We start from the raw sequence: 23,069 nt of genomic DNA, 5'->3' as shown, positions 1-23,069 counted from the left end.
TGTGCTGGAGAGCAAATCATGAAGTTGAGCTCTTAAAGCTTTAAACTGCTCATGCAATGGACAGGGATCGATCTCTGAACATTGCTTCAATCCCAGTGCGCAACCAGATTAGTGAAAGATACACACTGATTGAAGATATCTTCGTTTTTTGAGACGAAAAAATTGAGTACAAAACCCTCAACCTATCAAAAATCCACCATTTCTTGATAATCTCGGCCATCCAATTATTTGCCTATTGAATTTTAAAAATTTAGCTACATTTGTAGACCGACCAGTCAGTCGGTTTAATCTTGATTTGTATGAAATTTAAAAAGTTAGGAAGTTCAGGACTCATTGTTTCTGAATTTTGCTTAGGAACTATGACATTTGGGGATCACCCTGTTTACAAAGAATTAGGAGGGTTAAATCAATCGGATGCCGATCAGTTAGTGAAGCATGCAATAGATGCCGGCATTAATTTTATAGATACTGCGAATGTATATAGCGGAGGAAGGTCTGAAGAAATCACCGGACAGGCTATCAAGAACCTGGGAATTGACCGGGATTCTTTAGTATTGGCAACCAAGGCAAGGTCAGCGATGGGTCCGGGGATGAATGATAAAGGTTTATCCCGCAAACACTTGATGCAACAGATAGATGCAAGTCTTCGACGTTTAGGTACAGATTATATAGATCTCTATCAGATGCATTCTTATGATCCATTGACCCCTGTTGAAGAAACTCTTGATGTGATGGATGATCTGGTAAGAAGTGGGAAAGTGCGTTACATTGGAGCAAGCAATGTTCCAGCTTGGTTTTTATCTCAGGCGCTATCTTATTCAAAATATAACCGTATAGAAAAGTTCATATCGCTTCAGGCTTACTATACCGTTGCTGGAAGGGATATTGAACGAGAGATTATTCCATTGTTAGTTAATCAAAATGTTGGGCTAATGGTTTGGAGTCCACTTGCAGGAGGATTATTAAGTGGTAAATATTCAAGATCCGGGGATAACGATTCAGGAAGGCGTAAAACTGTAAACTTCCCATTGGTTAACTCCGAAAGGGCATTTAACATATTAGATGTTCTGCACGTAATGGCTAAAGAAAAAAATGTTTCTGTTGCCCAGCTGTCCCTTGCCTGGTTACTACACCAACCTGCGGTGACAAGTATTATCATCGGAGCAAAAAGACAAGAACAATTATCTGATAACCTTAACGCAGCCAATGTTAAATTTACAACTGAGGAATTGACCACACTTGATGAGATCAGTCAATTGCCGGCAGAATATCCCGGATGGATCTTAGAATATACAAAGGGTGACCGCAACTTGTAATAAGTAATGATTGAAATGTTCTAACTTTGGCAGCAATGACTGGGAACAATATATCCAAGAAAGAAAAAATTATTATCGCCGCAATTGATCTCTTTGTGGATCGTGGCTTCGATAAGGTTGCAACAGCCGATATTTCAAAATCTGCAGGAGTTGCTACGGGTACGCTTTTTCATCATTTTTCTACCAAGGATGATATTATTACATCAAGTTATGTGTACGCAAAGCGTAATTTTATAGCCCAGACAAAAACTAAAGAAACCGCAAGTGATGTTAGAGAGCACTTGCGGTGTATGTGGAATAACCTAATAGAATGGTCATTGGCACATCAAAGTGAATTTGGCTTTATTCAACAGTTTGTTAACTCAGCTTATTATAAAAAACAGATTATGCAGGAGGACGATACCTGGCTTGAATTACTTGAATGGTGGAAAGCAGCCATCTTAAATAAGCAAATCAAGGATGTTCCTGTTGAGTTTCTTATAAAAATGTATAGCACCTTACTGTATAGTACGATTAACTTCCTGATTCTTAATCCACAGGAAAAAGAGAGATATTTTCAGGTTTCTTTCACTTTATGTTGGGATATGGTTCGTACAAGAACAGACGAAACGAAATAATGGAAAAAATCTGGTAAGCAGATAGATACACAAATGCCAATGTTATCATTATTCCCTGGTTATTTAATAAGTTTCAGGAGGTAGGGCTTGAGAATATAAAAGTAAGCAGAGTTGCCTACTATTGTCCTAAAGTACTCCGCTTTTTTCCTATTTTATCATAAACTCATTTCATTAATCAAATTTAATTTTTAGTTTTTGATAATGAGTAAATGATATATATAATAGCAAATTAAAGTTCATTTTTTGAGACAATCTTTTTTATTGTGATTTAGTACATCAATTAATACTGATATCATAGTATAAATATATCTATAAGACTTATTGGAAATTACATACCGCTAAAAGAAAATCGAGTTAGTTATCTTCTTTTCTGAGACATTTGTTGTATCGTTTTAACTATAGGTGATTTCTGCTGGCTTTCTCATCTTTTTAGTATCCTGTATCTATTTTAAGAAAGTTCCTTATCGTCTAATTTATCGATCGCGGTCATTTTTTTTCCGAACGAATTTAACGTTTTGCTTAGGAATTAACGCTTCCAACGCAACAAATCGAAACACCTACAAGAGGTTTAAGTCCTGATCCAGTGGAAACACTGGATCAGGACTTTTTATTTTAAAGTTCATTTAACAGCCAGCAAATCTACTTTTTCAATGACTGGTGTCGCTGTAAGTAAATCTGGAGCCTGCGCCATCAACGCTTTGGCGATCGCGCCGCCCAGATGCGCTTCGCGACCGGCTTCATCGGCGAAAGTGTCAAAGATACCGAAGGTAGACGGCCCGATCTGCAGGGCATACCAGCGAATGGTGCCAGGTTCAGCTTCGGCCAAAGGCAACGCGCTTTTCAAGAATTCAGCTACTTCCTTTTCTTTACCTGGTTTGGCCTCCAGCCTTGCCAGTAATGCTAATTTTTCCATTTGACTTGTTTTTAATATAAGTGGTCGGCGGCAATTTACCGTCACCATAAAAGCAACACAAATAGTGCCACGTTCTAGCAATACCTAATTAGAACGAACCTATTCTATATTTCTAAACTGATCAGATCAGGTCATCCGTCAATCCGATAATCTCCATGATCACTTTGTCGAGCTGTTCTGCCGATATTTTTAGCTTTGAAATGATCTCCGCATTGGGGGAATCATTTAGGTCGCAAAGCTGGACAAGCCCCAGGATACTTGCCACTGGAACGCGGACGCGGTGCGACTGTATCCAGGCGATCTCCCGCAGGCGCTTGTTCTGGTCCTGTTTACTTCGTGTTTTTTGCATATGGCACAAAAAGAGTAAATCATTGCCGCCCTTTGCGCTGCCTCATGGCTTCCAGCGAAGAGGTAATTCTTTCTGCCCAGGGCGATAGGCCTGATTGCATTTTCGACCAGATTGTTGTCAATACGTAGCGAGCCGTCATACAGGTATGCAGACAAGGCATCCCATCTGGCATAAGCATAGGCCATGGCCTTGCCGACCTGGCTCTTTGGCAGCGTACTCTTTATTTCCTGGAATATCCATTTTCCCATTTCATTGATTATAGGAAGAGATTCCTTAAGGCGAAGTTCCTTGATCTGCGCAGTATCCAGCTGCCCCTCCCTGGCTATTCTTTCTACAGCATATAGTTTTTGAATCAGCAGCAGTGCTTTTTCTGCCTTGGATCTATCATTATCCAATGATTTTTCAAACTCCCTTCGGGCATGTGCCCAACAGGCCAGATGGGTGATATCTTTGCTGCGTGCATATTTTTCATATACAACATATCCGTCGGTTTGGAGATAACCTTTAAAGTTTCCAAGGATGGGTAATGGCGCAAGCTGGCCACGAGTGGGGCTATAGTCAAAAAGTACCGTTCCCTCCAATGGGGCATGGTAAACCCAATAATAGCCTTGATGGGCTGCACCTTTTTTATCGCTGTCCAACACCTTTATGGGTGTTTCATCAACCTGTAAATATCCTTTTGATTTCGTATCGAAGACCAGCTGCTGGTAAAGCGGTTCGAGCTTAAAGAGCGCTTCCTTTGTCCAACCTTCGATGGTCGAGGAAGCGAGCTGTATATTTTCCCTTGCAAAGCGTTGTTTTTGTCGGTATAAGGGAAGGTGGTCAACGTACTTATCCACCAGTATGGAAGCTAACAGACCAGCTCCGGGAATACCTTTGTCAATTACTCGCTCTGGAAGCTCGGCGATCTTTACGCCTTCACCGTTTTTAGCGGCATATTTATAGCGGATGTACCTTTTGATAAAGAATCGTGCGGGCTCGCATTCCAATTCTTCGGTAACTTCCTTGCCGATACACACCATAGCTGAAAGGTCACCTTCAGGGTGTATTTCGATTTCTTCAACAGGTAAATGTTCGGGCAGTTTTGCACGTCCATGGTGGTTTGGCCGTTTGCGTATGTATTCAATCTTTTCTTTGATTGATTCCTGTTGCTGGGCTACAGCTATTGCATCGGCTTCAAAGGGTAGTAGCGTTTGGTTAGGATCACCTTCAAAACGCTCACGTTTCTGTCCGAACTGCATGCGCTTGAACATTTCGATCTGTGATTTCAAATAATCCCGTTCCTGCACCAGCGAACTGTTCAGAGAAGTTAGCGAATCTATTTTTTCATCGCGACTGGAAATAACCTTTAAAAGGTCCTCCTTCGATAGATTTTCCAGTGCCGTTTCCATACGCTAAAAATACAGATTTACCAGCGATTTAACAAGAGAAAAGCCTGTTTTTACACTAATGAATAACGTTTTTTCTGAATACTCTTTACAACATGAATACCCTCTACCATCAGTACCAGATCGCTCCATGACATTTCATTTCCTCCGTCTTTTGGACTAAGAAAAGTGCCCTGTTCCAGCCGTTTGTAATAGAGAACAAAACCGCCACTTTCCCAATGTAGTAGTTTGATGTGTGTACGACTGCGGTTCAAAAAGACGAACACTTCGCCACTAGTGGGACTGCGCTGCAGCCCGGAGCTGACTAATCCGCACAGCCCATCAAAACTTTTACGCATATAACAATGCCCCGAATAAAGATAAAAACGGTGCGAAGATCCTAGTGAGAACATCTTAATACAGACGGATCAACTGAGCTAAAAGCGGCAGGTCGACATTAACTTTTAGTTTTACTCCGTTTGGGTAAAAAACTTCTATCTCCCTGATACCAGAATGCCTCTCTATCGGGATAAATCCCGGGGAGTATCTTCTTTTCCATTGATCCGGGAATACCAATAATAAAACCTGGCCTCATTGATGCCTTTTTCCAGGCAATATTCTTTCTTTGACTTGCCACTAGATTGCCAATCTTCGATCATGGATCTCATCGCACTGCGCTTTTCTTTAGAATTATTCATGCTGCCAAAGCTAAACCCAGAAAATTAGCTAATCAAGATGTACTTAGTAGGGCGGATACTTTTGCTCTAATTCAAGAATTATATGATCACCTTGCTTTAATCGCATCAAGTAATAAATTCCTTAAGACGCTAAAGATCTTCTTTTGGTTTCGAAGAGCATGTTGTGAGATATAATGGTTTTTACCGTTTCACCATTTTTTTTATTTCTTCATTGGTGTGGGTATCGAGAATCTTTGCATATCTATAGAAGGTTGGTCTTGTCAATTGAAGTCCTTTATAAATTTCCTCTGGAGTTTTATCCAGGTCTTTATAAACAGATCGCATAACTATCAATTTGGCAATCGTATCTTTGGCGAAGCCTTTAGGTCTACCTCCGATACGACCTCTAGCTCTAGCGGATTGCAAACCAGCATTTGTTCTTTCTCTTATCAATTCTCTTTCATACTCCGCTAATGAAGCCATTATATTTAAAAAGAGCCTGCCATTGATCGTTGAAGTGTCAACACCATCTGTCAAACCTTTGATAATAATTCCTTTTTCACTTAAACTCAAAACTAAATCAATAATGTGTCTTAAGCTTCTTCCTAAGCGGTCAAGTTTCCAAACAATCAGTTCATCACCTTTTCGGAACTGAGCAATCATTTTATCGAGTTCAGGGCGGAACTTTGTAGCTCCAGAAATCGTTTCTTTAAAAATAATTTCGCACCCTGCCTTTTCGAGTGCTTCGATTTGCAAATTTAGATTTTGTTCTTTTGTAGAGACTCTGGCATATCCAATCTTCATAATTGTATCAATAAAACCTTTATTAAAACTTATAATAAATTTTGTTTAATGAAACAAGTTTGTGAGACGATGCGCGTTTTGAACCTTAAACAGTTTTAAAGATAAAATAAAATCTCATAATACCACCGTTTAATGATACTTTGAATTTGCAGTAGAACCAGTATGATGAAACAATTTTAGATTAGTTAGTACATTCTATAAACAGTTTGTTTATCCTGTTTATGATGATTTGTTTTTAAGTTTTTTTATTATAAAGATCCGAATCTATCTGACCTATATATAAATTAGCGCATTGTAGAGCATCACCTAACTCACTAAAATTCTCTTTGCCTTTTGACCAGGTAGTATGTCCCAAATGCCATTTCGGCGGACTTACATCTGCTATGGGTTGTACCACATAATCTTCTAATTCCAGTGAGACACATATGTTCAGAGTGGGCCCTAACCGCCACATAGCGGGCAAGGATTTCAATACTTTTGTTGAGCATTGACATTATTTTAATGTGCAGGTACTTCCCATACCACGTCACTGAACCAGCCTTTTGAATCGAAAATAAAATTCGAGCAGACAAACCCGGAAGCAGATGCAAGTTGCTCAATTTCGGCAAGCGCAAACTTTCTTGATACCTCCATAAATATCACCTCGTCTTTTTCAAACCGGTAAACATTCTCACCCTGGCTTACCTGCTGTTTTTCCGTACTCACCAGAAAGCTCTTACAATCGCCTGAGATCGGATCATAAGTCTGGTAATGCTCAAACTGTTCCAGGTTGAAGTTGGCGCCAAGCTCGCGGTTTATTCTGCTCAAAAGATTCAGGTTAAAGGCTGCCGTAATCCCTTTACTGTCATCGTAGGCCCTTAGAATGGTTGACGGATTTTTCTTCAGGTCGAAGCCCAAAATTACCAGGTCGCCCGGAGTAAGTTTCTGAAAAAGGCTTTGGCAAAATGCGCTTGCTTCATCTTTGTTCATATTGCCGATATTACCTCCGAGCATTAAAACAACCTTTCTGCGCACTGATATCTTGACAGCTTCATCCAGCATGGCAAAATAATCGCCTTTCAGGCACGTAATCGAGAGTGCCGGCATTTGAGCTTTTAATTGATCATTTAGGGACATTAAGATATTTCCGGAAATGTCAATAGGCATAAAAGTGAATTCAGCCGCCTGGTTACTCAGGTGTTCCAAAAGGTGAATGGTTTTTGATCCGTCTCCTGCGCCTAGCTCGATCAAATCGAACGGCGCCTTTCCGATAGCCCTGGCAAGATCAGCGGTTTTGTTATGAAAAATGTCAAGTTCTGATCTGGTGAGGTAGTATTCAGGAAGCTGCATAATCTGTTGAAAAAGTGCATCTCCGTTTTTATCATAAAAATATTTAGACGAAAGCTTCTTTGGTTTAGCTGTAAGTCCCGACTTCACGTCTTTCAAGAACTGCTCCGCTGCAACATCAATCGGCGTTGGCTGATATATCAATTCCTGTTCATGGCCTGCTATCATTTTTTTTGTTTTTGTTTGATTATGCTAGAATAACAATCTTTCCACCTCCGGCATTGCTTTCCATAAACTGGTGTGCCTGGACGATCTCCTCGAGATTAAATACCTTCTTGATTGGCGGGATGAGTTTGCCTTGCTCAATCTGTTGAATGAAACTTTGAAACGCACTGTGGTCAACCCGGAACTGTCCGCTATCGTAAACGGTTAAGCTTACTGTTGCCGGAATATAGCCCATTGGATCAAAGTCCTTAATGGACCATTGTTCCGATAGCATGCCGGTCATACAGACTTTACCAAAAGCTGCGGTACATGCCAAAGAATCCTTTAATGTAGGGGTGCCGACAAGCTCGAGAACTTTGTTTACCCTTGGCATCATGCTTGCCTGAAGCTGCTCTAAAAGGTGGCCGTTATCAATCAATACTTCGTCCGCTCCGTTATCTTTTAACAGGGTTATCTTGAAATGATCCCGGGTTGTTGCAATAACCTTGACTCCTGCTAACTTTGCGAGTTGTGCTGCAAGCAGGCCGACCGAAGAAGTTCCGCCTCTAATAAGCAGGGTTTCTCCTGCCTGTATTCCTAGTGCCAGATTTAGCGAGCCATATGCGGTTTGGAACATTTCCGGCAAAGCGCCCAAAATATCCCAAGGCAGAGTACTTCGGAATGAACCTAGAATGTTTTTTGGCAATACCGTATATTCTGCGTAGCTCCCATCATATTGCCTGCCCATTCCGCCCATAAATGCAGCCACCTTTTCTCCGGATTGAAAATTGCCGGACGGATCATTTACCACTTCTCCAACGCACTCGATACCGAGCACTCTGGGAAAACTTACATCCGGTGAGAAACCTTTTCGTGTCATCAGTTCCGAACGGTTCAAGCCGAAGGCTTTAATCCTGACCAATACCTCGTCTTCTGCTGGTTTGGGCACTTCCCTTTGTTCAATTTTAATATTTTCAGCACTGCCAGGCTGATGGAGCACAGTTGCCTTCATATTAGTGGAGGGTAACATTGTTAAAAATGTAACGATGAATTTTCCAGGCGTTATCTATTTTCCTGAAAACGAAAAAATCCCTGCTTGTTTTTTCTATCGCTTCTGCTGAACCTGGTTTCCTTTGAGAGGTTTTTGCCTTGGCAATTACTGTCGCAAAATCATTTTCGATACTGATATCCTGGATTTCGAAAGCAATGTGAAAAGCATTGGCCGCCAGAAAACTGTTTGCACTGTATTCCAGTTGTTTTGAACTTAACGTTCTAAACCCGTGTGGCATAAATTTTCCATCTGCAGTGAAAAGGTCCTGAAGCGAGGCAGCCTCAGCGGCATTCAGTGTAGCGGCAAAACCATCAATGGCCTGCCTTAGTTGGGGTGTTTGATCTTGATTAGTCATGGTGCTGATATTTTAGCTTTGGTATATATCGCCGGGGCTTTAATAGCCTGGTCTTTTATACAACCTGTCGATATTGGGTTTGATTTCGGTGTCATAAACTTTGTCCATCCATTCTTCCTGAGGAACCTCAATGATATCAATAGAGAGGACGGCTTCATTCTTTCCGTTGATGCTCACGATACTGTTGATGATGGCTTTTGTTAATTCCTGTTTTTGCGCTTCAGTTACGTCGGGATAAGTTTTAATAGTGATGTGTGGCATGTTGAATTATAAGTATGTTTTAAAATGGCCGAATATTCAGCGTTGTCTGATGATTACAAATTTCGGGAACTTCCGGAATTTAAGGATATGAACCAGTACAAGAAATACCATTGAACTAGTTTAAGGTTTTGTGTAGCTTGGAAGTCATGAAAAATTTCCGAAAGGATTCGTTGTCATCAGTAGCAAAGTTTTGATGAATCTGTATTTTCCTATATTTACAAAATTAAATTCAGAATTTTGTCAGATTCAATAACAATGCAGACCGATCATGCGCATGGCATGTTAACCGGTTTTTTTAACGGTATTTTTCCACTGGACAAAGAAGCAGCGGAGGCGGCGAAGCAGGTATTCAGCCTGCGTAACTATAAGCGCAAAGGCTTATTGCTTCAGGAGGGCGATGTGTGCCGATTTTATACTTTCGTGATTTCGGGTTGCTTAAAGCTTTATGCGGTAGATAATAATGCAATTGAACACAACCTTCAGTTCGCGGTGGAAAATCAGTGGATCGCGGACTTTAACAGTTTTTATGAACAAAGTCCGAGTAAGCTTTACATTGAGGCAGTTGAACCCTGTACAGTTTTGCAGATTGAACATGATGATCTGCTTCATCTATATACCCATTATCCCAGGTTCGACAGGAACTTTCGGATCGTGATTGAACGGAAATTCATTGAACTTCAGGATCGGGTATTGCAGAACATCAGCTATACGGCTGAGGAACGGTATCAGCTTTTCCAGAAGAATTATCCTGACCTGGTTCAGAGATTGCCTGGAACGCAGATCGCTTCCTACCTGGGGATCACTTCCGAGTTTTTAAGCAAGATCAAAAAGAAGCTCATCGGGAGATAACAGTCTACTTATCCTTCCTCACGATTAGATTTCTGAAATAGCCTTCAGTGCCTATGTCCACCCAAAGGCCTAAGCCTCCCGTCTGGTTCGCACCCATTTTCATTTTATTAACAATCAGGGTCGGGTTTTGACTACCATTGATGTAAAGCTTTGCATTGTCACCTCTAATGACAACTTTCATCTTTATCCACTCATTTGGCGCAATATCAGCATAGCTCTCAAACTCTCCGGGATTGGTTTTCCTGGAATGATTGAACTTAAAATCCGGATAAGAAAAATATTGTACAGATCTGTTTCTCCTGATCTGGTTTTCGGCAACTGCATTGGTAGGTCGCAGATAAATACCTTCAAATTTTGAATCATCACTATTGATGTGAAAGGCAAGCCCAATGAAAGCCCTGGCACTATCAGGTGCATTGGGCAGCAACCTTCCCATCACTTCCAGTTCAATTGATCCATCACCGAAGTCCAGGTCATTGATCTTTACATAGGTGGGCTCATCAACTCTGATAACCTCTGGTGATTTGACTACGCGTACTGCATTTTTTCCTTGCTGCCCATCAAAAGAAACCTGGACGAGGTGGGGAGAGAGGTTTTCTTTTACAAGCGAAATTTTTTGGGCGTATGCAATCGAGCCACTTAAGGTCATCATCAGGATCAAATTGGTGATGTTTTTTTTCATATCTAGTGATTTTGAAATGCAAAGTTCAATAATCTACTTCACAACTGTTAATAACATAGTTCAAGTAAAATTCTTAAACTATGACAAGAGATTGCTAACATGTGTTTCGCAGTGCCATTAAATCAAGGTATTCTTGTTAGATTCAATATGTGCTCTTGCCATTTTCTGGAATTCTTCCGGTGTCTGTCCGGTCTGTTTTTTAAAAAACCTGCTGAAGTATGGCCTATCACTGAATCCAAGTTCATAGGCAATTTCTTTGATGGTGATCTCACTATGGATGATCTTTCGCTTAGCTTCCAGGATAATCCGGTCATGAATAATCTGCGTACCGGTCTTGTCGAGCTTTTCCTTCAAAATCTGGTTAAGCCTCTTTGAACTCAAGCCGAGTTTTCCGGCATAAAAATCAATATTGGTTACCGAGTGGAAATTGCTTTCTAAAAGCATCAAGAACTCGTAAACCCTTTTTTGATGAATATCGTGGGAGGTAAACTCAAGGTCTTTAACGGAGATCAATTTTAAAAGAAGCACCTTGAGCAAGGCCTTCATCATTCCGTAATTATTCTCCTTTTGATATTCACTTTCCATGATACTATAGATACTGCCAAGCTCTTTGGATGCATCCTCATCAAGCCTCAGGCAGGAAAACTCACCCTGTACATTGAAAATACGGAAGAGATCCAGCAGAAAATCCTTATCCTCCTCCTCCAGCTTCGAACGCTTAAAGGAAATAAGCTCTCCATTCTTCCCGGCCTTATTCAGCTGATGAACCCTATATGGCGGAATCAGGTAAATCCAGTCTCCCTTAATCCTGTAGGTAGGATCGGAAATTCCATGTAAGGGATCTCAAGTTTTTCGGTTCAAAGTTTCCCGGTGAAGGTTTTTTAAAAAAAATAATCACTAAAATTTTTGGAGCAATTATATGAATCCTTTCAATTTTAAATCGTCTACTATTGGTTCAATAAGCAATAAAAAGGCTTTTAAATATTGAAAGTAGTCCCGTTGATCGGTACTTGACTAAAGCCTTAGATTCTTCTAAGGCTTTTTTTATTCTTGGTTATGGCATCAGTTTATATTTTATATTCAAAAAATCTGAATAGATTTTACATTGGGAGCTGCAATGATTTATCGCAGCGACTAGCCCAACATGTCAATAGAGACTTTGAAGATAGTTTTACAGCAAAGACTGATGATTGGCTGCTATTCTTTTCGGTTACGGATTTAAATTATCAACAGGCAAGATCTATCGAAACCCATATTAAAAAAATGAAGAGTGTTCCATATATTGAAAATCTGAAGAAGTACCCTGATATCATTACAAAATAAGAGAAACGTATAAATGACGGCGGCCCCAATGGCTATTGGGGTGGTAGACGTGCTGGTCTCAAACACCTGTGGAAACCGTGCCGGTTCGTCCCGAAGGCTATCGGGACCGGCACTGGGTACATTTTTCTTAGAGATCCCTTTTGATTTTACAGTCAAATTACATTTAGAAAGTTCATATCATGACTTGGAATTATAGGTTGCAAAACGGATTGTATTTGCGTAATCTATTATCATTATACTACCGTTTTTGAGAATTTGAACTCCAGATGAAATTATAGGTTTAGCCCAGTTTCAAATCATTTGGTGTCTTGGTATTAGTTTGCCCGTTAATTTTGCAGATAATTTTTACATTTGATTTATTCAAAATATCTGAACTTATTAGACCTTTACTCCAGAATTAGGTTGGTGGGCCTCACACCGTCAGACCTTTATTTTAGTTAAGGGCAATGCAGAAATAACCAATGCTACAAAAAATTAAACGTCGGCAATGCCTCGAAAGTTATCCTAATTTTCCTCAGCGTCATTATGACAAGTCTATAGATGAAGATATATTCAATTACCCAGATATCGTAGCGCATTATTGGCTCAGGCTGGAGGCAAAAACAGCCATACAACGAAAAAAGTCATTAGCAATCGAAATTGTGAAGCTTTACAAGGGTTTGGGTATAGAAAGACTTATCTTTCTATGTGATGCAGATACAACTTGGATTACACGAAACTCTAATAAAAGGACCGACCTCAAACAAGTTGTTAAAGCAGTAGAATATTTAAAAAACAATAAAATCGGGGTTCGATTCAATGGAGGGGTAATTGTAGAGATGTCTGAGTTGAATGATTTTATAAAACATTTTTACGTGCTAACCAGGACGGATGCCCTATTTTCATACTATAATTTCATAGACGAAAGTCAATCTATTATTGGTTATATTCATTATGATGGGGAAGTCGAGATTAACCCTATAAATGAAAATGCAAAAACGAAATTTCTCGGAGTAGTGCACAAAACCCAATTTATCGATGCTAATCGCAAAGGCACAGATCGGATATAGTAAATAATGCGTCTAAGAACGGCTTCAAGCTATTGATGGTCCATAGCCTACTCCTGCTGATCGGTACAATAGTTGGCCCCATCGTTTAGGTAGTGCCAACGATTTCTAAAATTATTCTTTTGTAATTTTAAATTTTACTTATTTTTTTTGCAACCAAGTCAGTTTTAACTCATTGATGAAATAAAGAGAAGTGTGAAATTTTTGTTTGTTAGTTGACCATTTTGAATCGTATAAGTCTATGATATGATCGTTCAATTTAATTTATGTTAAAAAACGATTCGTATTGCTATCTATTTCTTTGGAATATTTAATTTTTCGACTTTCAGGAATTCCAATATCAGCGTGTTAGGATAGGGTTTTTCTACGTATAAAATTTTTTCAAATAATTTTATAACAGTATTTATATCAATTGAAGGAAGCTGACTATCTGGTTTGTATTTCATACTTACTTTGTTGACAACTATTATTGGTAAAATAAAACTTACTTCGTTTTTTTTGTTCATATAAGGGCTAAAATCGAAGGTATGATATTTTTTATAACTTGGAAAAAGACTGTAGGCTAAACTATCACTTGCGGTTACTTTCACAACTTGTTTTTTGCCGGTTTTTTTTACCGTTATTTTGAAATTAAAGGCGTACAATGGTATACTATCCTTTAATCCTTTTAAAGCATAGTCGTACGCTAATACATAGTGAATTTTATAATATTTTGGCGTTGCTCCTTTCTCTTTACTTTGTGCTTTTGACTTTTCAGAAAAGCTTATAAGAATCATAACTAATAATAAACCAATACTTTTCGTTAAAAGAAAGTTGCTAAAGTGAGTGTTATAAATTGCCATGTCGGAATCTTGATTATTCATTTTAAATTAATTAGGGCATTTAGTTCCTGTGTAACCGGGCTTGCTTGTGTCTCTTTCCTGAGCATTTATCGACGCATCACTTGCATTAATGAAAACGATTCCTCCCAGGGCTAGTGCAGCAGCTCTTGCAATATCAAAACTTGGATTGAAATCCCTTATCGCATCTCTAAGTCCATTCAGATAATGATTTGCGCCAAGCTCGAAGTGTCCATTTACTTCAGAAAATAAGGTTCTTCCTCCTTTTGAATTTAATTGGCTGAATTGAGCTTCGAATGCTACTAGGCCCAATTCTTGTTTCTTAACCATAAGAAAAGCATGTATCGCCTCGTGGTACTAAGTCATGTAAATATCTGGCTGTGGTTGAGGATTGCCCTGTAAAACCTGTTATTCAGGCTTGCGAGAGGTTTGTTCATGAGCGTTATTTAATCTAAGTTTTCTGTTTTCTAATGTTATAAATAAAAATCTGTAAAAAAAATAACTCGATTAATGAACAAAATATATCTTCAATAAAATGTTTCTTAATCAATAAATAATGATGTTGGATTTTGGAAATTACTTATGCTGAAATTTTTTTAAGCCTAACTTTTATCAAATTTGCTAGAGTAGCTTTTTAGTGGTTGTCACATTTGCCGTTTTAGCGTTTCAAGCTTGTTTATGTTAAGGCTTTTTTATTCTATAAATGATTTCAGCCACCAAGTTTTGGCTTAAAATTCATTTTTATGAAAAATATAAGATCAGTAAATTAATGGATTAACTAAATTATGGTTTTCGCCCAGAATCAATATTTTTAATTTGGTGTTACCAGTTGTTTGAGCGTATTACTTGTGGCAGTGTTAAATTTTCCAGCCAATCGACTTAAACCAGCTATCACTATTAAAAATAATGACAGCGATCAGGATGATGCTGTAAGCGACAACTGGAATTACGCCTAGGGGCTCATGATATACAACAACGGATAGCATGAAGGCAATAATGGGATTTAAATTAATTCCTGGTGATCAGGTATTAACACCACACTACCAGATAGAGGAGCATAAGATATGGGGTGCTACAGCCAAAATTATACGGGAACTCCTATTGTTGCTCCGCGATGAACCAATGACATCCAACAGCTGATTCTTATTCAAAAATTCTTATTGATTAGTTTTTCCTTGCTTGAATTTTAAAAGCTCAATGGGGCGGAGCCATGTCTGCTCAGCCCGTTTTTTTAAAGATTCATAATGAACTCCAGCCGATATTTTTTGAGCTTTTGAAGAAATAGCCCACCCAAATATCAACCTACTTTTGGCTTGTCAAAACAACAAGAATATGAAATTAAAAAAGCCAGGGATGCAGAGAACTAGTTCCTCAATCCCTATAAATTGTTCGCGTTATGGGAAGTAAGGAAAGAATATTGCGATTGAAGGAAGAAACCAGGACTAACATCCTGGATGCCGCCCTGCACATCGCTCAAATTGAAGGCTGGCACGCGGTGAGCATGCGTAAAATCGCAGACCAGATTGAATATACAGCCCCAATTATCTACGAATATTTTGCAAACAAGGAAGGGATTTTACTGGAGTTGACCAAAAGGGGATATCTGATCCTGACCAAAAATGTCCGCATCGCCAGAGACCGCTATCAAGATCCCAGAGAAAAAATGGGTGCCATGTGGCTTGCCTACTGGGATTTCGCCTTTGAGCACCAGGAGTTTTATCGCCTGATGTACGGCGTAGATATGGTTTGCTCTACCTCAAACAACAGAATACTAGAAATGGATATTCTATACGCTGTGATCACTGAGATAATTGAATCCATGTTCAACAGCAAACCCGTATCGGAAGATGATATCTGTAGAAAATACCATACTTATTGGTCAATTATACACGGACTGATCTCGATTAACCTGGTAGGGCCAAGCGGAAAGATAACAGAGGAACTTAATCAGCAGATTTTAAGGGACGCCATTAAGGGGATTACCTTATCCATTACGAGCTAAATTTTTTTTATCAAATAGGCTAACACCGTTAGATTATTAATACACCATCAAACCATTGTAATTTAAAATCACATGAATACTATCCATTATTTATTTATCAAACTTAACAGCATTAAACGGTTTAATTTCATTAAAACATTAACTGTTATTTTACTTGCTGCGCTCACGCTTGCGGGCTGTAAAACTTCTAGCGAAGGGCAGGCAACTGAAGCGGCTCCATTACTGCCGGTTTCCATTGTCAGTGGAACAACGGAAACTACCTTTTCCGAATACCCAGCAGCTATTCAAGGTGCTGTCGACATCGATGTTCGTCCGCAGGTTAGTGGTTATCTGCAAGGAATACTGGTTAATGAGGGCGCATACGTTAGTGCGGGGCAAACATTGTTTCAGATTAATTCTCAGCCATATACTGAAACATTGAATAATGCAAAAGCGAGCCTGCATGCAGCAGAAGCCGCCATTCTCAATGCACAGCTGGAAATAGACAAATTAACACCTCTGGTAGAAAACAAGGTCGTTTCCGATTTCCAGCTGAAATCAGCCAAGGCAGCTTACAAAATAGCACAGGCAAACGCAGAGCAGGCAAGGGCAGGCGTGGCATCTGCACAGATTAATTTAGGTTATACAAATGTGAAAGCAACTGTTAGCGGATACATCGGCAGAATTCCAAAAAAACAGGGAAGTCTGGTGTCGCCTGCCGATCAGATAGCACTTACACAACTTTCTAATATCAGCGAGGTTCATGTTTATTTCGCCTTGGCTGAAAATGATTTTAACAGTTTTAATGCCAATTATCCAGGGAAAACACCTGATGAACGGATCAAAAATCTACCAGGTGTTGAACTGCTTTTGGCCGACGGATCTTCTTATCCCCTAAAGGGTAAAATTGACATGATCGATGGCCAGTTCGATAAAAATACAGGAGCGATTACGTTAAGGGCCAGTTTCCAAAATGCAAATGGTATCCTACGATCAGGTAACACTGGGAAACTAAGGTTGGGCTTGCAACATGATAATACCATTCTAATACCCCAGTCTGCAACAGTTGAAATGCAGGATAAAGTTTTTGTCTTCGCGGTGAATAAAGAAAACAAGGTAACCAAAACGCAAATCTCAGTTGTCGGTAAAAGTGGGGAGAATTATCTGGTAAAAGATGGAGTAAAATCTGGAGACCGGATCGTACTCAGTGGCCTGGACCGTATCCAAGATGGCCAGCTTATCCAGCCTGAAATAAAATCGGCAAAGGCAGCAACATTAATCAATAAAAAATAAAACTACTACAATGTTCAAGATATTCATACAAAGACCAGTGCTTGCAACCGTTATCTCCATTATTCTGGTGATATTGGGTGTGATCGGTCTGATCAAATTACCCATACAACAATTTCCAGATATTGCACCGCCATCGGTAGTGGTAAGTGCTCTTTATCCGGGAGCCAATGCTGAAACAGTTTTGCGTTCGGTGGCGCCATCCCTCGAAGAATCCATTAATGGCGTAGAAGATATGACCTATATGAACTCTACGGCCAGTAACGATGGTACCTTATCTATAGCTGTTTATTTCAAACTGGGCACAAACCCAGACCAGGCAGCAATAAATGTTCAGAACAGGGTTTCACAGGCACTGAGCCGCCTACCTGCAGAAGTGGTTCAGCAAGGTATTACCACATCCAAACAGCACGTTACTTTTATGATGGGGATTGGGTTATATACAGAAGATGAATCGAAATATGATCCGACTTTTGTGGGAAACTATGCGGAGATCAATATCATCCCAGAGCTTAAGCGCATACCTGGCGTAGGATTGGCAAGTTTGTACGGAGGTGCCAAGGATTATTCGATGCGGGTGTGGTTGAATCCAGCAAAAATGAGCAATTATCAGGTAACCAGTTCTGAGGTGACCAGAGCCATCCAGGATAAAAGTTTGGAAGCTGCCTCAGGTAAATTTGGACAAAATAGCAAAGAGGTATTTGAATATGTAATTAAATACAAGGGCAAACTGACCAAGCCTGAGGAATATGAGAATATCGCCATCAGGTCTAATGCCGATGGCTCGGTACTTCGCCTGAAAGATGTTGCAAGGGTAGAACTGGGCGCTTTTTCTTATAACAGTTCTACGCGTTTAAGTGGCAAAAAAGGTGTGGTTATCGGTATTTTGCAATTATCAGGTGCAAACTCGAATGAAACCCAGATCGCGGTGAGAAAAGCAATGGAAAAAGCATCAAAGGCTTTTCCCAAAGGGATAAAACACCAGATATTCTTTAGTACCAAGATTGCTCTTGATGAATCAATTGATCAGGTAAAGCATACATTAATTGAGGCTTTTATATTGGTTTTTATTGTAGTATTTCTCTTTTTGCAAGATTTCAGGTCCACGCTAATTCCAGCCATTGCCGTTCCTGTTGCCATTCTGGGCACTTTCTTTTTCATGCACCTGTTTGGCTTCTCTATTAATTTGCTAACGCTATTTGCGCTTATTCTTGCGATAGGAATTGTAGTGGATGATGCAATTGTAGTGGTTGAGGCGGTGCATGCCAAGATGGAACACAGGCATTTGGGACCAATAGCAGCAACGCATGAGGCCATGCATGAAATCTCTGGGGCAATCATTTCCATCACATTGGTTATGGCAGCGGTATTCCTGCCAGTTGGGTCGATGGAAGGATCCACGGGGCTTTTTTATCGCCAGTTTGCCTTTACCATGGCAATTGCAATCGTAATATCAGCGGTTAATGCCTTAACTTTAAGTCCTGCGCTGGCTGCATTATTTCTAAAAGATATCCATTCTGCTCCAATAGCTGGTGAAGAGCTGCCTGTGAAAAGGGGTTTTAAGGAGAAATTCTTTGCGGGATTCAACAGTAGCTTCAATGCGATGACGGGCCGCTATGTTGGTGGACTGAAATTCCTAATCAAAAATAAATGGCTGAGTATGAGTGGACTGGCATTAATTGCCTTAGCTACCGTAATGATGGTTAAAACAACCCCAACGGGATTTATTCCAACAGAAGACCAGGGCTTTATTGCTATTGCAGTAAATACACCATCGGGAACAACGCTTGATGGGACCATACAAGTGATGAGCAAGGCCGAATCAACACTTCAGGGAATGGATGCTGTACGCTTTGTAACCGCTATTTCAGGGTTTGATGTGCTGACTAATTCGATGAGCCCCTCAAAAGCAATCATCTATATCTTGTTGAAGCCCAATAAAGAGCGAGGAAAAACTAGAGATCTAAATGGGGTAATGGACGAGGCAAGAAGTAAGCTTAGCAGTATTACAGGAGGCAGTTTCTTCGTCTTTAGTTTTCCAACTGTTCCGGGCTTCAGCAGTGTAGAAGCTTTAGATCTGGTTATTCAGGATAAAACAGGAGGTAAGTTGGATAAGTTCAGTGGCATTTCCCAGGATTTTATCGCTGCATTGATGAAACGCAAGGAAATTGGTGTTGCATTTACCAGCTTCAAAGCCGATTATCCACAACTGCAATTGGATATTGATGATGATAAGGCCAGTCAGCTGGGCGTGAACGTAAAAGACATTCTGGAAACCATGCAGGCGTATTTTGGTAGTGCACAGGCAACCGATTTTAACCGTTTTGGTAAATACTATCGCGTGGTAGTACAGGCGGATGTACAGGATCGAAAAGATCCATCGGCAATAGATCGTGTGTTTGTGAAAAATAAGAACGGGGAGATGGTTCCTATCAAGAGCTTGGTCAAGCTGAGCCGCATTTACGGTTCGGAAACAGTTTCCAGGTATAATATGTTCAATTCGATTTCGATAAACGCCATCCCAAAGCCAGGTTTCAGTTCTGGTGCTGCAATTAAGGCAGTTGAAGAAGTTGCTGCACAACAATTACCAGCTGGATATAGTTACGAATTTTCTGGACAGACACGTGAAGAGATTGCCTCTGGCGGTCAATCGACTGTGGTATTCATTCTATGTATGGTATTCGTCTATTTCTTGTTGGCTGCCCAATATGAAAGTTACATTCTTCCACTGGCGGTAATGCTTTCTATACCCGTGGGCATTTTCGGTGTATTTGTAGCCATTGGATTAACAGGAATAGAAAACAGCATTTACGTACAAGTTGCACTTATTATGCTCATTGGCCTGCTTGCCAAGAATGCCATACTGATCGTGGAGTTTGCGGTGCAGAAGAGAAATGCAGGACTGGGTTTGGTTGATGCAGCGATAGAAGCAGCAAAATTAAGACTTAGACCAATCATCATGACCTCACTTGCATTTGTTGTGGGCATGATTCCTATGATGAGCGCTACCGGGCCATCAGCCCAAGGTAACCATTCGATTAGTATAGGTGCTGCAGGAGGTATGGTTTCGGGCGTAATCCTAGGACTGTTTATTATCCCCGTTCTTTTCGTTGTCTTCAGGCATTTACAGGAAAAATTATCAAAAAAATCAGACAAGGCTGCTCATAGTAATGACGGCCAAGAAAATAATACCATTTATGAAACACATTAATATAATTACCATCCTGCTTATCGTATTGTCTTTGAGCGGATGCTCGGTTTCGAAAAATATACTTTCCCCAAATGTTGCGCCAGGTTTGTTCAGAAATACCTCGCCAACAGATTCTTCAAGTATAGGAGACTTGCCGTTGAAGAGTTTTATTACCGATCTAACGGTACAGAACTTAATTGATACGGCACTGGTTAAAAATTACGATATGCAGATTGCGTTCAAGAACATTAATGCTGCTGAAGTACTGTTCAAACAAGCTAAACTGGGTTATCTTCCTGAGCTGAAATTGCAGCTAGCTGCAAGCTCTAGCCGTTCATCTGATAACAGCCTGAATGGCCTGACGCTGAAACAGTTTACGGGCTCTGCCCAAATAGAGGATTATAATGCTAACCTCGGTCTATTTTGGGAGGCCGATATCTGGGGGAAAATCAAAAATCAAAAGGCAGGTGCTCTAGCTAGTTATTTACAAACCGAGGAAGCCCGCAAGGCCGTTCAAACCCGATTGATTTCTAATGTAGCACAAGGTTATTACAGCTTATTGATGCTACATGCCCAGCTCGAAATTGCTCAGAAAAACTTGAAGCTGAACGACAGTACTTTGAGAATTATTAAATTTCAGTTTGATGCAGGTCAGGTTACTTCATTGGCTATCCAACAGGCAGAGGCGCAGCAATTGAATGCTGCACAACTGATTCCGAAACTGGAACAAAATATGACCATACAGGAGAATGCATTGAGCATATTGATCGGGATTATGCCAACTTCGCTCGCCCAGATTAGCGGGCTGGAAAAAATGGTCATTCCCCAAAATCTTAGTGCAGGCTTTCCATCTTCAATGTTAAACCGCAGGCCGGATATTAAAAGCGCAGAACTTGCACTAAATGTGGCCAATGCAAAGGTTGGGGTTGCAAAGGCAAGCCTGTATCCAACCTTGGTAATTACAGCAAGTGGTGGAATAAACTCTTTTAAGGCCAGTAACTGGTTCAATGTGCCCGCTTCTTTATTCGGTCTTGTCTCTGGCGGAATTACCCAGCCTATTTTTCAGCGGGGACAATTAAAAACAAATTTTGCATTGGCCAAAATAGAGCGTGAAAAAATCGTAATACAGTTTCGCCAGGCGGTATTGAACGCTGTTGGCGAAGTGTCTGATGAGTTGACGAAAGTTGAAAAGCTAAGGGATCAATATTCAATGGCTGAGCGCAGGATGGCTACTTTACAGCAGGCATCAAAAAATGCAAGTCTTTTGTTCAGGAGTGGCAAGGCAGATTATCTCGAAGTAATTACAGCTCAGGGGAATTTACTTCAAAGTGAGCTTGAACTCGCTTCCATTAAGACCCAGCAGTTAAATGCTGTCGTCGGTCTTTATCGATCACTTGGAGGAGGACTCCTGTAAAATTAAGCAACTGTTTTCCAAGGTATCAAAGCATCTTGTTTTTATTTCAAAGTCCTAATGCGATGTGCAAGTTCGTGTTAATGAAGTAAATAGCTTTAGAAAAACAAGAAATAAATCATAAATAAAAATAAATCATCAATATATGTCCGTTTCCAATTTATTTAAACCCCTTACCATGCTACACGGGCCAGCATTCAGAAATCGCTTCATGTTTGCCCCGCTGACTAATCAACAGAGTGAGTTTGATGGCACAGCCTCTGAGTACGATCAATTCTGGATGCAACAGCTAGGGCAAAGTGGCTATGCACTAATCCAGACCTGTGCCACTACAGTTGAAGCAGGAGGGATCGCTTTCGCCAGGCAACTGGGCATCCACAGTGATGAACATTTGCCTGGCCTAAGCCAGATTGCCGCGTCTATTCGTGATGGTGGCGGCTTGTCCGCAGTACAGCTTCATCATGCGGGGCACCGTGCCAATCCACATTTGGGTGGAATTCCTGCACCTGCTTCAAGTTCCACGGTTCCTGGGGTTCTTGCTATCAAAACCGAAGAAGTAGAAAGGGTACGTAATAGCTTTATTACTGCTGCCAGGAGAGCACAGCAGGCTGGTTTTGATGGAGTAGCTGTGCATGGGGCCTTTGGCTGGATTCTCTCGGAATTTATGTCGCCCTATTTAAATGACCGTAATGATAAGTACGGAGGAAGTTTGGAAAACCGTGCCCGACTTACGCTTGAAGTTATTGAAGGTATAAGAGCGGCGTGTGGACCTGATTTTCAAATTGGCTGGCGATTATCGATTGAGCGTTATGGCTTGCGGATAGAGGAATTGCGTGAAGTTACAGCCGACATCTTTGACCGAGAACTGATCGATTACTTAGACCTTGCCCTATGGGATTCAGATCAGATGGTTGGAGAGGGCGCATTTCGTGGGCAAAGTATGCTCAGTGTTTTTACTAATCTTCCACGCAAAGGCGTGCGTCTTGGTGTCGCTGGCAAAATAATGACCGCTCAAAGAGCTGGCGAATTATTGGAAGAAGGGTGTGATTTTGTACTGATTGCAAGAGCGGGAATTCTTCAACGTGATTTCCCAGTACAGGTTAAAGCAAATCCACAGTACATCAGTCCAAACATGCCTGTGAAAGCTCAGTACCTCAGAGATGGAGGCTTAAGCGAGCGGTTTATTAATCACTTAAGGGGATGGCAAACGATTGTAATTCCAAATTCTCCCTGAACAAAATATCGACATATAGAAATAGTAACTGTAAAATAAATTGA

Annotated in this window: 23 protein-coding genes and 1 pseudogene; 11 read left to right on the top strand and 13 right to left on the bottom strand. The window is 40.5% G+C overall.

What is annotated here, in order from left to right; all coding sequences use genetic code 11:
* Positions 1 to 299 precede the first annotated feature (299 nt).
* Positions 300 to 1,316 (top strand): aldo/keto reductase, encoded by a 1,017-nt coding sequence (locus ACZZZI_RS22245; protein WP_463483078.1) that lies wholly within the window; start codon positions 300 to 302, stop codon positions 1,314 to 1,316.
* A gap of 35 nt (positions 1,317 to 1,351) precedes the next feature.
* Positions 1,352 to 1,933, top strand: a complete 582-nt coding sequence (locus ACZZZI_RS22240; protein ID WP_463483077.1) for a TetR/AcrR family transcriptional regulator — start codon at positions 1,352 to 1,354, stop codon at positions 1,931 to 1,933.
* Positions 1,934 to 2,552: 619 nt separating this feature from the next.
* On the opposite strand, the gene ACZZZI_RS22235 is transcribed toward ACZZZI_RS22240, so the two are convergent.
* The 9 genes and pseudogenes from ACZZZI_RS22235 to ACZZZI_RS22195 form a co-directional block, all read right to left on the bottom strand.
* On the bottom strand, positions 2,553 to 2,846 hold the full coding sequence (locus ACZZZI_RS22235; RefSeq protein WP_112658293.1) for a putative quinol monooxygenase: 294 nt from the start codon (positions 2,844 to 2,846) through the stop codon (positions 2,553 to 2,555).
* Positions 2,847 to 3,173: 327 nt separating this feature from the next.
* Positions 3,174 to 4,586, bottom strand: a pseudogene (gene tnpC, locus ACZZZI_RS22230) (IS66 family transposase); the annotation flags it as partial.
* A 50-nt stretch (positions 4,587 to 4,636) separates the two neighbouring features.
* Positions 4,637 to 4,975 carry an IS66 family insertion sequence element accessory protein TnpB gene (gene tnpB, locus ACZZZI_RS22225; RefSeq protein WP_463491500.1) on the bottom strand — a complete coding sequence of 113 codons (339 nt, stop codon included), beginning with the start codon at positions 4,973 to 4,975 and terminating at the stop codon, positions 4,637 to 4,639.
* A 108-nt stretch (positions 4,976 to 5,083) separates the two neighbouring features.
* The gene (tnpA, locus tag ACZZZI_RS22220) at positions 5,084 to 5,260 is read right to left on the bottom strand and encodes an IS66 family insertion sequence element accessory protein TnpA (RefSeq protein WP_463491498.1); all 177 of its coding nucleotides are present in this window, start codon (positions 5,258 to 5,260) and stop codon (positions 5,084 to 5,086) included.
* Between the two features lie 180 nt (positions 5,261 to 5,440).
* Positions 5,441 to 6,043 (bottom strand): recombinase family protein, encoded by a 603-nt coding sequence (locus tag ACZZZI_RS22215; protein ID WP_463491496.1) that lies wholly within the window; start codon positions 6,041 to 6,043, stop codon positions 5,441 to 5,443.
* 498 nt (positions 6,044 to 6,541) lie between these two features.
* A complete protein-coding gene (egtD, locus tag ACZZZI_RS22210; RefSeq protein ID WP_463491494.1) occupies positions 6,542 to 7,537 on the bottom strand; it encodes an L-histidine N(alpha)-methyltransferase in 996 nt (331 codons plus the stop codon).
* A gap of 19 nt (positions 7,538 to 7,556) precedes the next feature.
* Positions 7,557 to 8,525: a zinc-binding alcohol dehydrogenase family protein gene (locus ACZZZI_RS22205; protein WP_463491492.1), complete on the bottom strand. Its 969-nt coding sequence runs from the start codon at positions 8,523 to 8,525 to the stop codon at positions 7,557 to 7,559.
* Between the two features lies 1 nt (position 8,526).
* A complete protein-coding gene (locus ACZZZI_RS22200; RefSeq protein ID WP_463491490.1) occupies positions 8,527 to 8,919 on the bottom strand; it encodes a nuclear transport factor 2 family protein in 393 nt (130 codons plus the stop codon).
* A 39-nt stretch (positions 8,920 to 8,958) separates the two neighbouring features.
* Positions 8,959 to 9,180 carry a tautomerase family protein gene (locus ACZZZI_RS22195; protein ID WP_463491488.1) on the bottom strand — a complete coding sequence of 74 codons (222 nt, stop codon included), beginning with the start codon at positions 9,178 to 9,180 and terminating at the stop codon, positions 8,959 to 8,961.
* Between the two features lie 237 nt (positions 9,181 to 9,417).
* On the opposite strand from ACZZZI_RS22195, the gene ACZZZI_RS22190 reads away from it, so the two are divergent.
* Positions 9,418 to 10,029 (top strand): Crp/Fnr family transcriptional regulator, encoded by a 612-nt coding sequence (locus ACZZZI_RS22190; RefSeq protein WP_463491486.1) that lies wholly within the window; start codon positions 9,418 to 9,420, stop codon positions 10,027 to 10,029.
* Positions 10,030 to 10,033: 4 nt separating this feature from the next.
* Here the strand turns inward: ACZZZI_RS22190 and ACZZZI_RS22185 are convergent, their stop codons facing one another.
* Positions 10,034 to 10,711 (bottom strand): hypothetical protein, encoded by a 678-nt coding sequence (locus ACZZZI_RS22185; protein WP_463491484.1) that lies wholly within the window; start codon positions 10,709 to 10,711, stop codon positions 10,034 to 10,036.
* A 117-nt stretch (positions 10,712 to 10,828) separates the two neighbouring features.
* Positions 10,829 to 11,296, bottom strand: coding sequence for a helix-turn-helix domain-containing protein (locus ACZZZI_RS22180; protein WP_463491482.1), 468 nt, complete (start codon positions 11,294 to 11,296; stop codon positions 10,829 to 10,831).
* Positions 11,297 to 11,767: 471 nt separating this feature from the next.
* On the opposite strand from ACZZZI_RS22180, the gene ACZZZI_RS22175 reads away from it, so the two are divergent.
* A complete protein-coding gene (locus tag ACZZZI_RS22175) occupies positions 11,768 to 12,034 on the top strand; it encodes a GIY-YIG nuclease family protein (RefSeq protein ID WP_463491480.1) in 267 nt (88 codons plus the stop codon).
* Positions 12,035 to 12,495: 461 nt separating this feature from the next.
* The gene (locus ACZZZI_RS22170; RefSeq protein WP_463491478.1) at positions 12,496 to 13,083 is read left to right on the top strand and encodes a hypothetical protein; all 588 of its coding nucleotides are present in this window, start codon (positions 12,496 to 12,498) and stop codon (positions 13,081 to 13,083) included.
* 290 nt (positions 13,084 to 13,373) lie between these two features.
* On the opposite strand, the gene ACZZZI_RS22165 is transcribed toward ACZZZI_RS22170, so the two are convergent.
* Together ACZZZI_RS22165 and ACZZZI_RS22160 are read right to left on the bottom strand one after the other, a co-directional pair.
* Positions 13,374 to 13,943, bottom strand: a complete 570-nt coding sequence (locus ACZZZI_RS22165) for a hypothetical protein (protein WP_463491476.1) — start codon at positions 13,941 to 13,943, stop codon at positions 13,374 to 13,376.
* Positions 13,944 to 13,949: 6 nt separating this feature from the next.
* Entirely contained in the window at positions 13,950 to 14,249 is a 300-nt protein-coding gene (locus ACZZZI_RS22160) for a hypothetical protein (RefSeq protein ID WP_463491474.1), read from the bottom strand.
* A gap of 654 nt (positions 14,250 to 14,903) precedes the next feature.
* Here ACZZZI_RS22160 and ACZZZI_RS22155 point away from each other — a divergent pair.
* The 6 genes from ACZZZI_RS22155 to ACZZZI_RS22130 all read left to right on the top strand — a co-directional run bounded on the left by ACZZZI_RS22155 (position 14,904) and on the right by ACZZZI_RS22130 (position 23,025).
* Positions 14,904 to 15,059, top strand: coding sequence for a hypothetical protein (locus tag ACZZZI_RS22155; RefSeq protein ID WP_463491472.1), 156 nt, complete (start codon positions 14,904 to 14,906; stop codon positions 15,057 to 15,059).
* A gap of 256 nt (positions 15,060 to 15,315) precedes the next feature.
* Complete coding sequence (locus ACZZZI_RS22150) at positions 15,316 to 15,921, top strand: TetR/AcrR family transcriptional regulator (protein WP_463491470.1); 606 nt, start codon at positions 15,316 to 15,318, stop codon at positions 15,919 to 15,921.
* Between the two features lie 72 nt (positions 15,922 to 15,993).
* Positions 15,994 to 17,193, top strand: coding sequence for an efflux RND transporter periplasmic adaptor subunit (locus tag ACZZZI_RS22145; RefSeq protein WP_463491468.1), 1,200 nt, complete (start codon positions 15,994 to 15,996; stop codon positions 17,191 to 17,193).
* Positions 17,194 to 17,203: 10 nt separating this feature from the next.
* The gene (locus ACZZZI_RS22140; protein ID WP_463491466.1) at positions 17,204 to 20,401 is read left to right on the top strand and encodes an efflux RND transporter permease subunit; all 3,198 of its coding nucleotides are present in this window, start codon (positions 17,204 to 17,206) and stop codon (positions 20,399 to 20,401) included.
* Entirely contained in the window at positions 20,388 to 21,794 is a 1,407-nt protein-coding gene (locus ACZZZI_RS22135) for a TolC family protein (RefSeq protein ID WP_463491464.1), read from the top strand. The genes ACZZZI_RS22140 and ACZZZI_RS22135 overlap by 14 nt, the downstream gene beginning before the upstream one ends.
* A 142-nt stretch (positions 21,795 to 21,936) precedes the next feature.
* A complete protein-coding gene (locus tag ACZZZI_RS22130) occupies positions 21,937 to 23,025 on the top strand; it encodes an oxidoreductase (protein ID WP_463491462.1) in 1,089 nt (362 codons plus the stop codon).
* The last annotated feature ends 44 nt before the right edge of the window (positions 23,026 to 23,069 follow it).

The sequence above is a fragment of the Pedobacter sp. AC190 genome (assembly GCF_979258025.1).
This window is presented reverse-complemented; position numbering and strand designations above follow the sequence as displayed.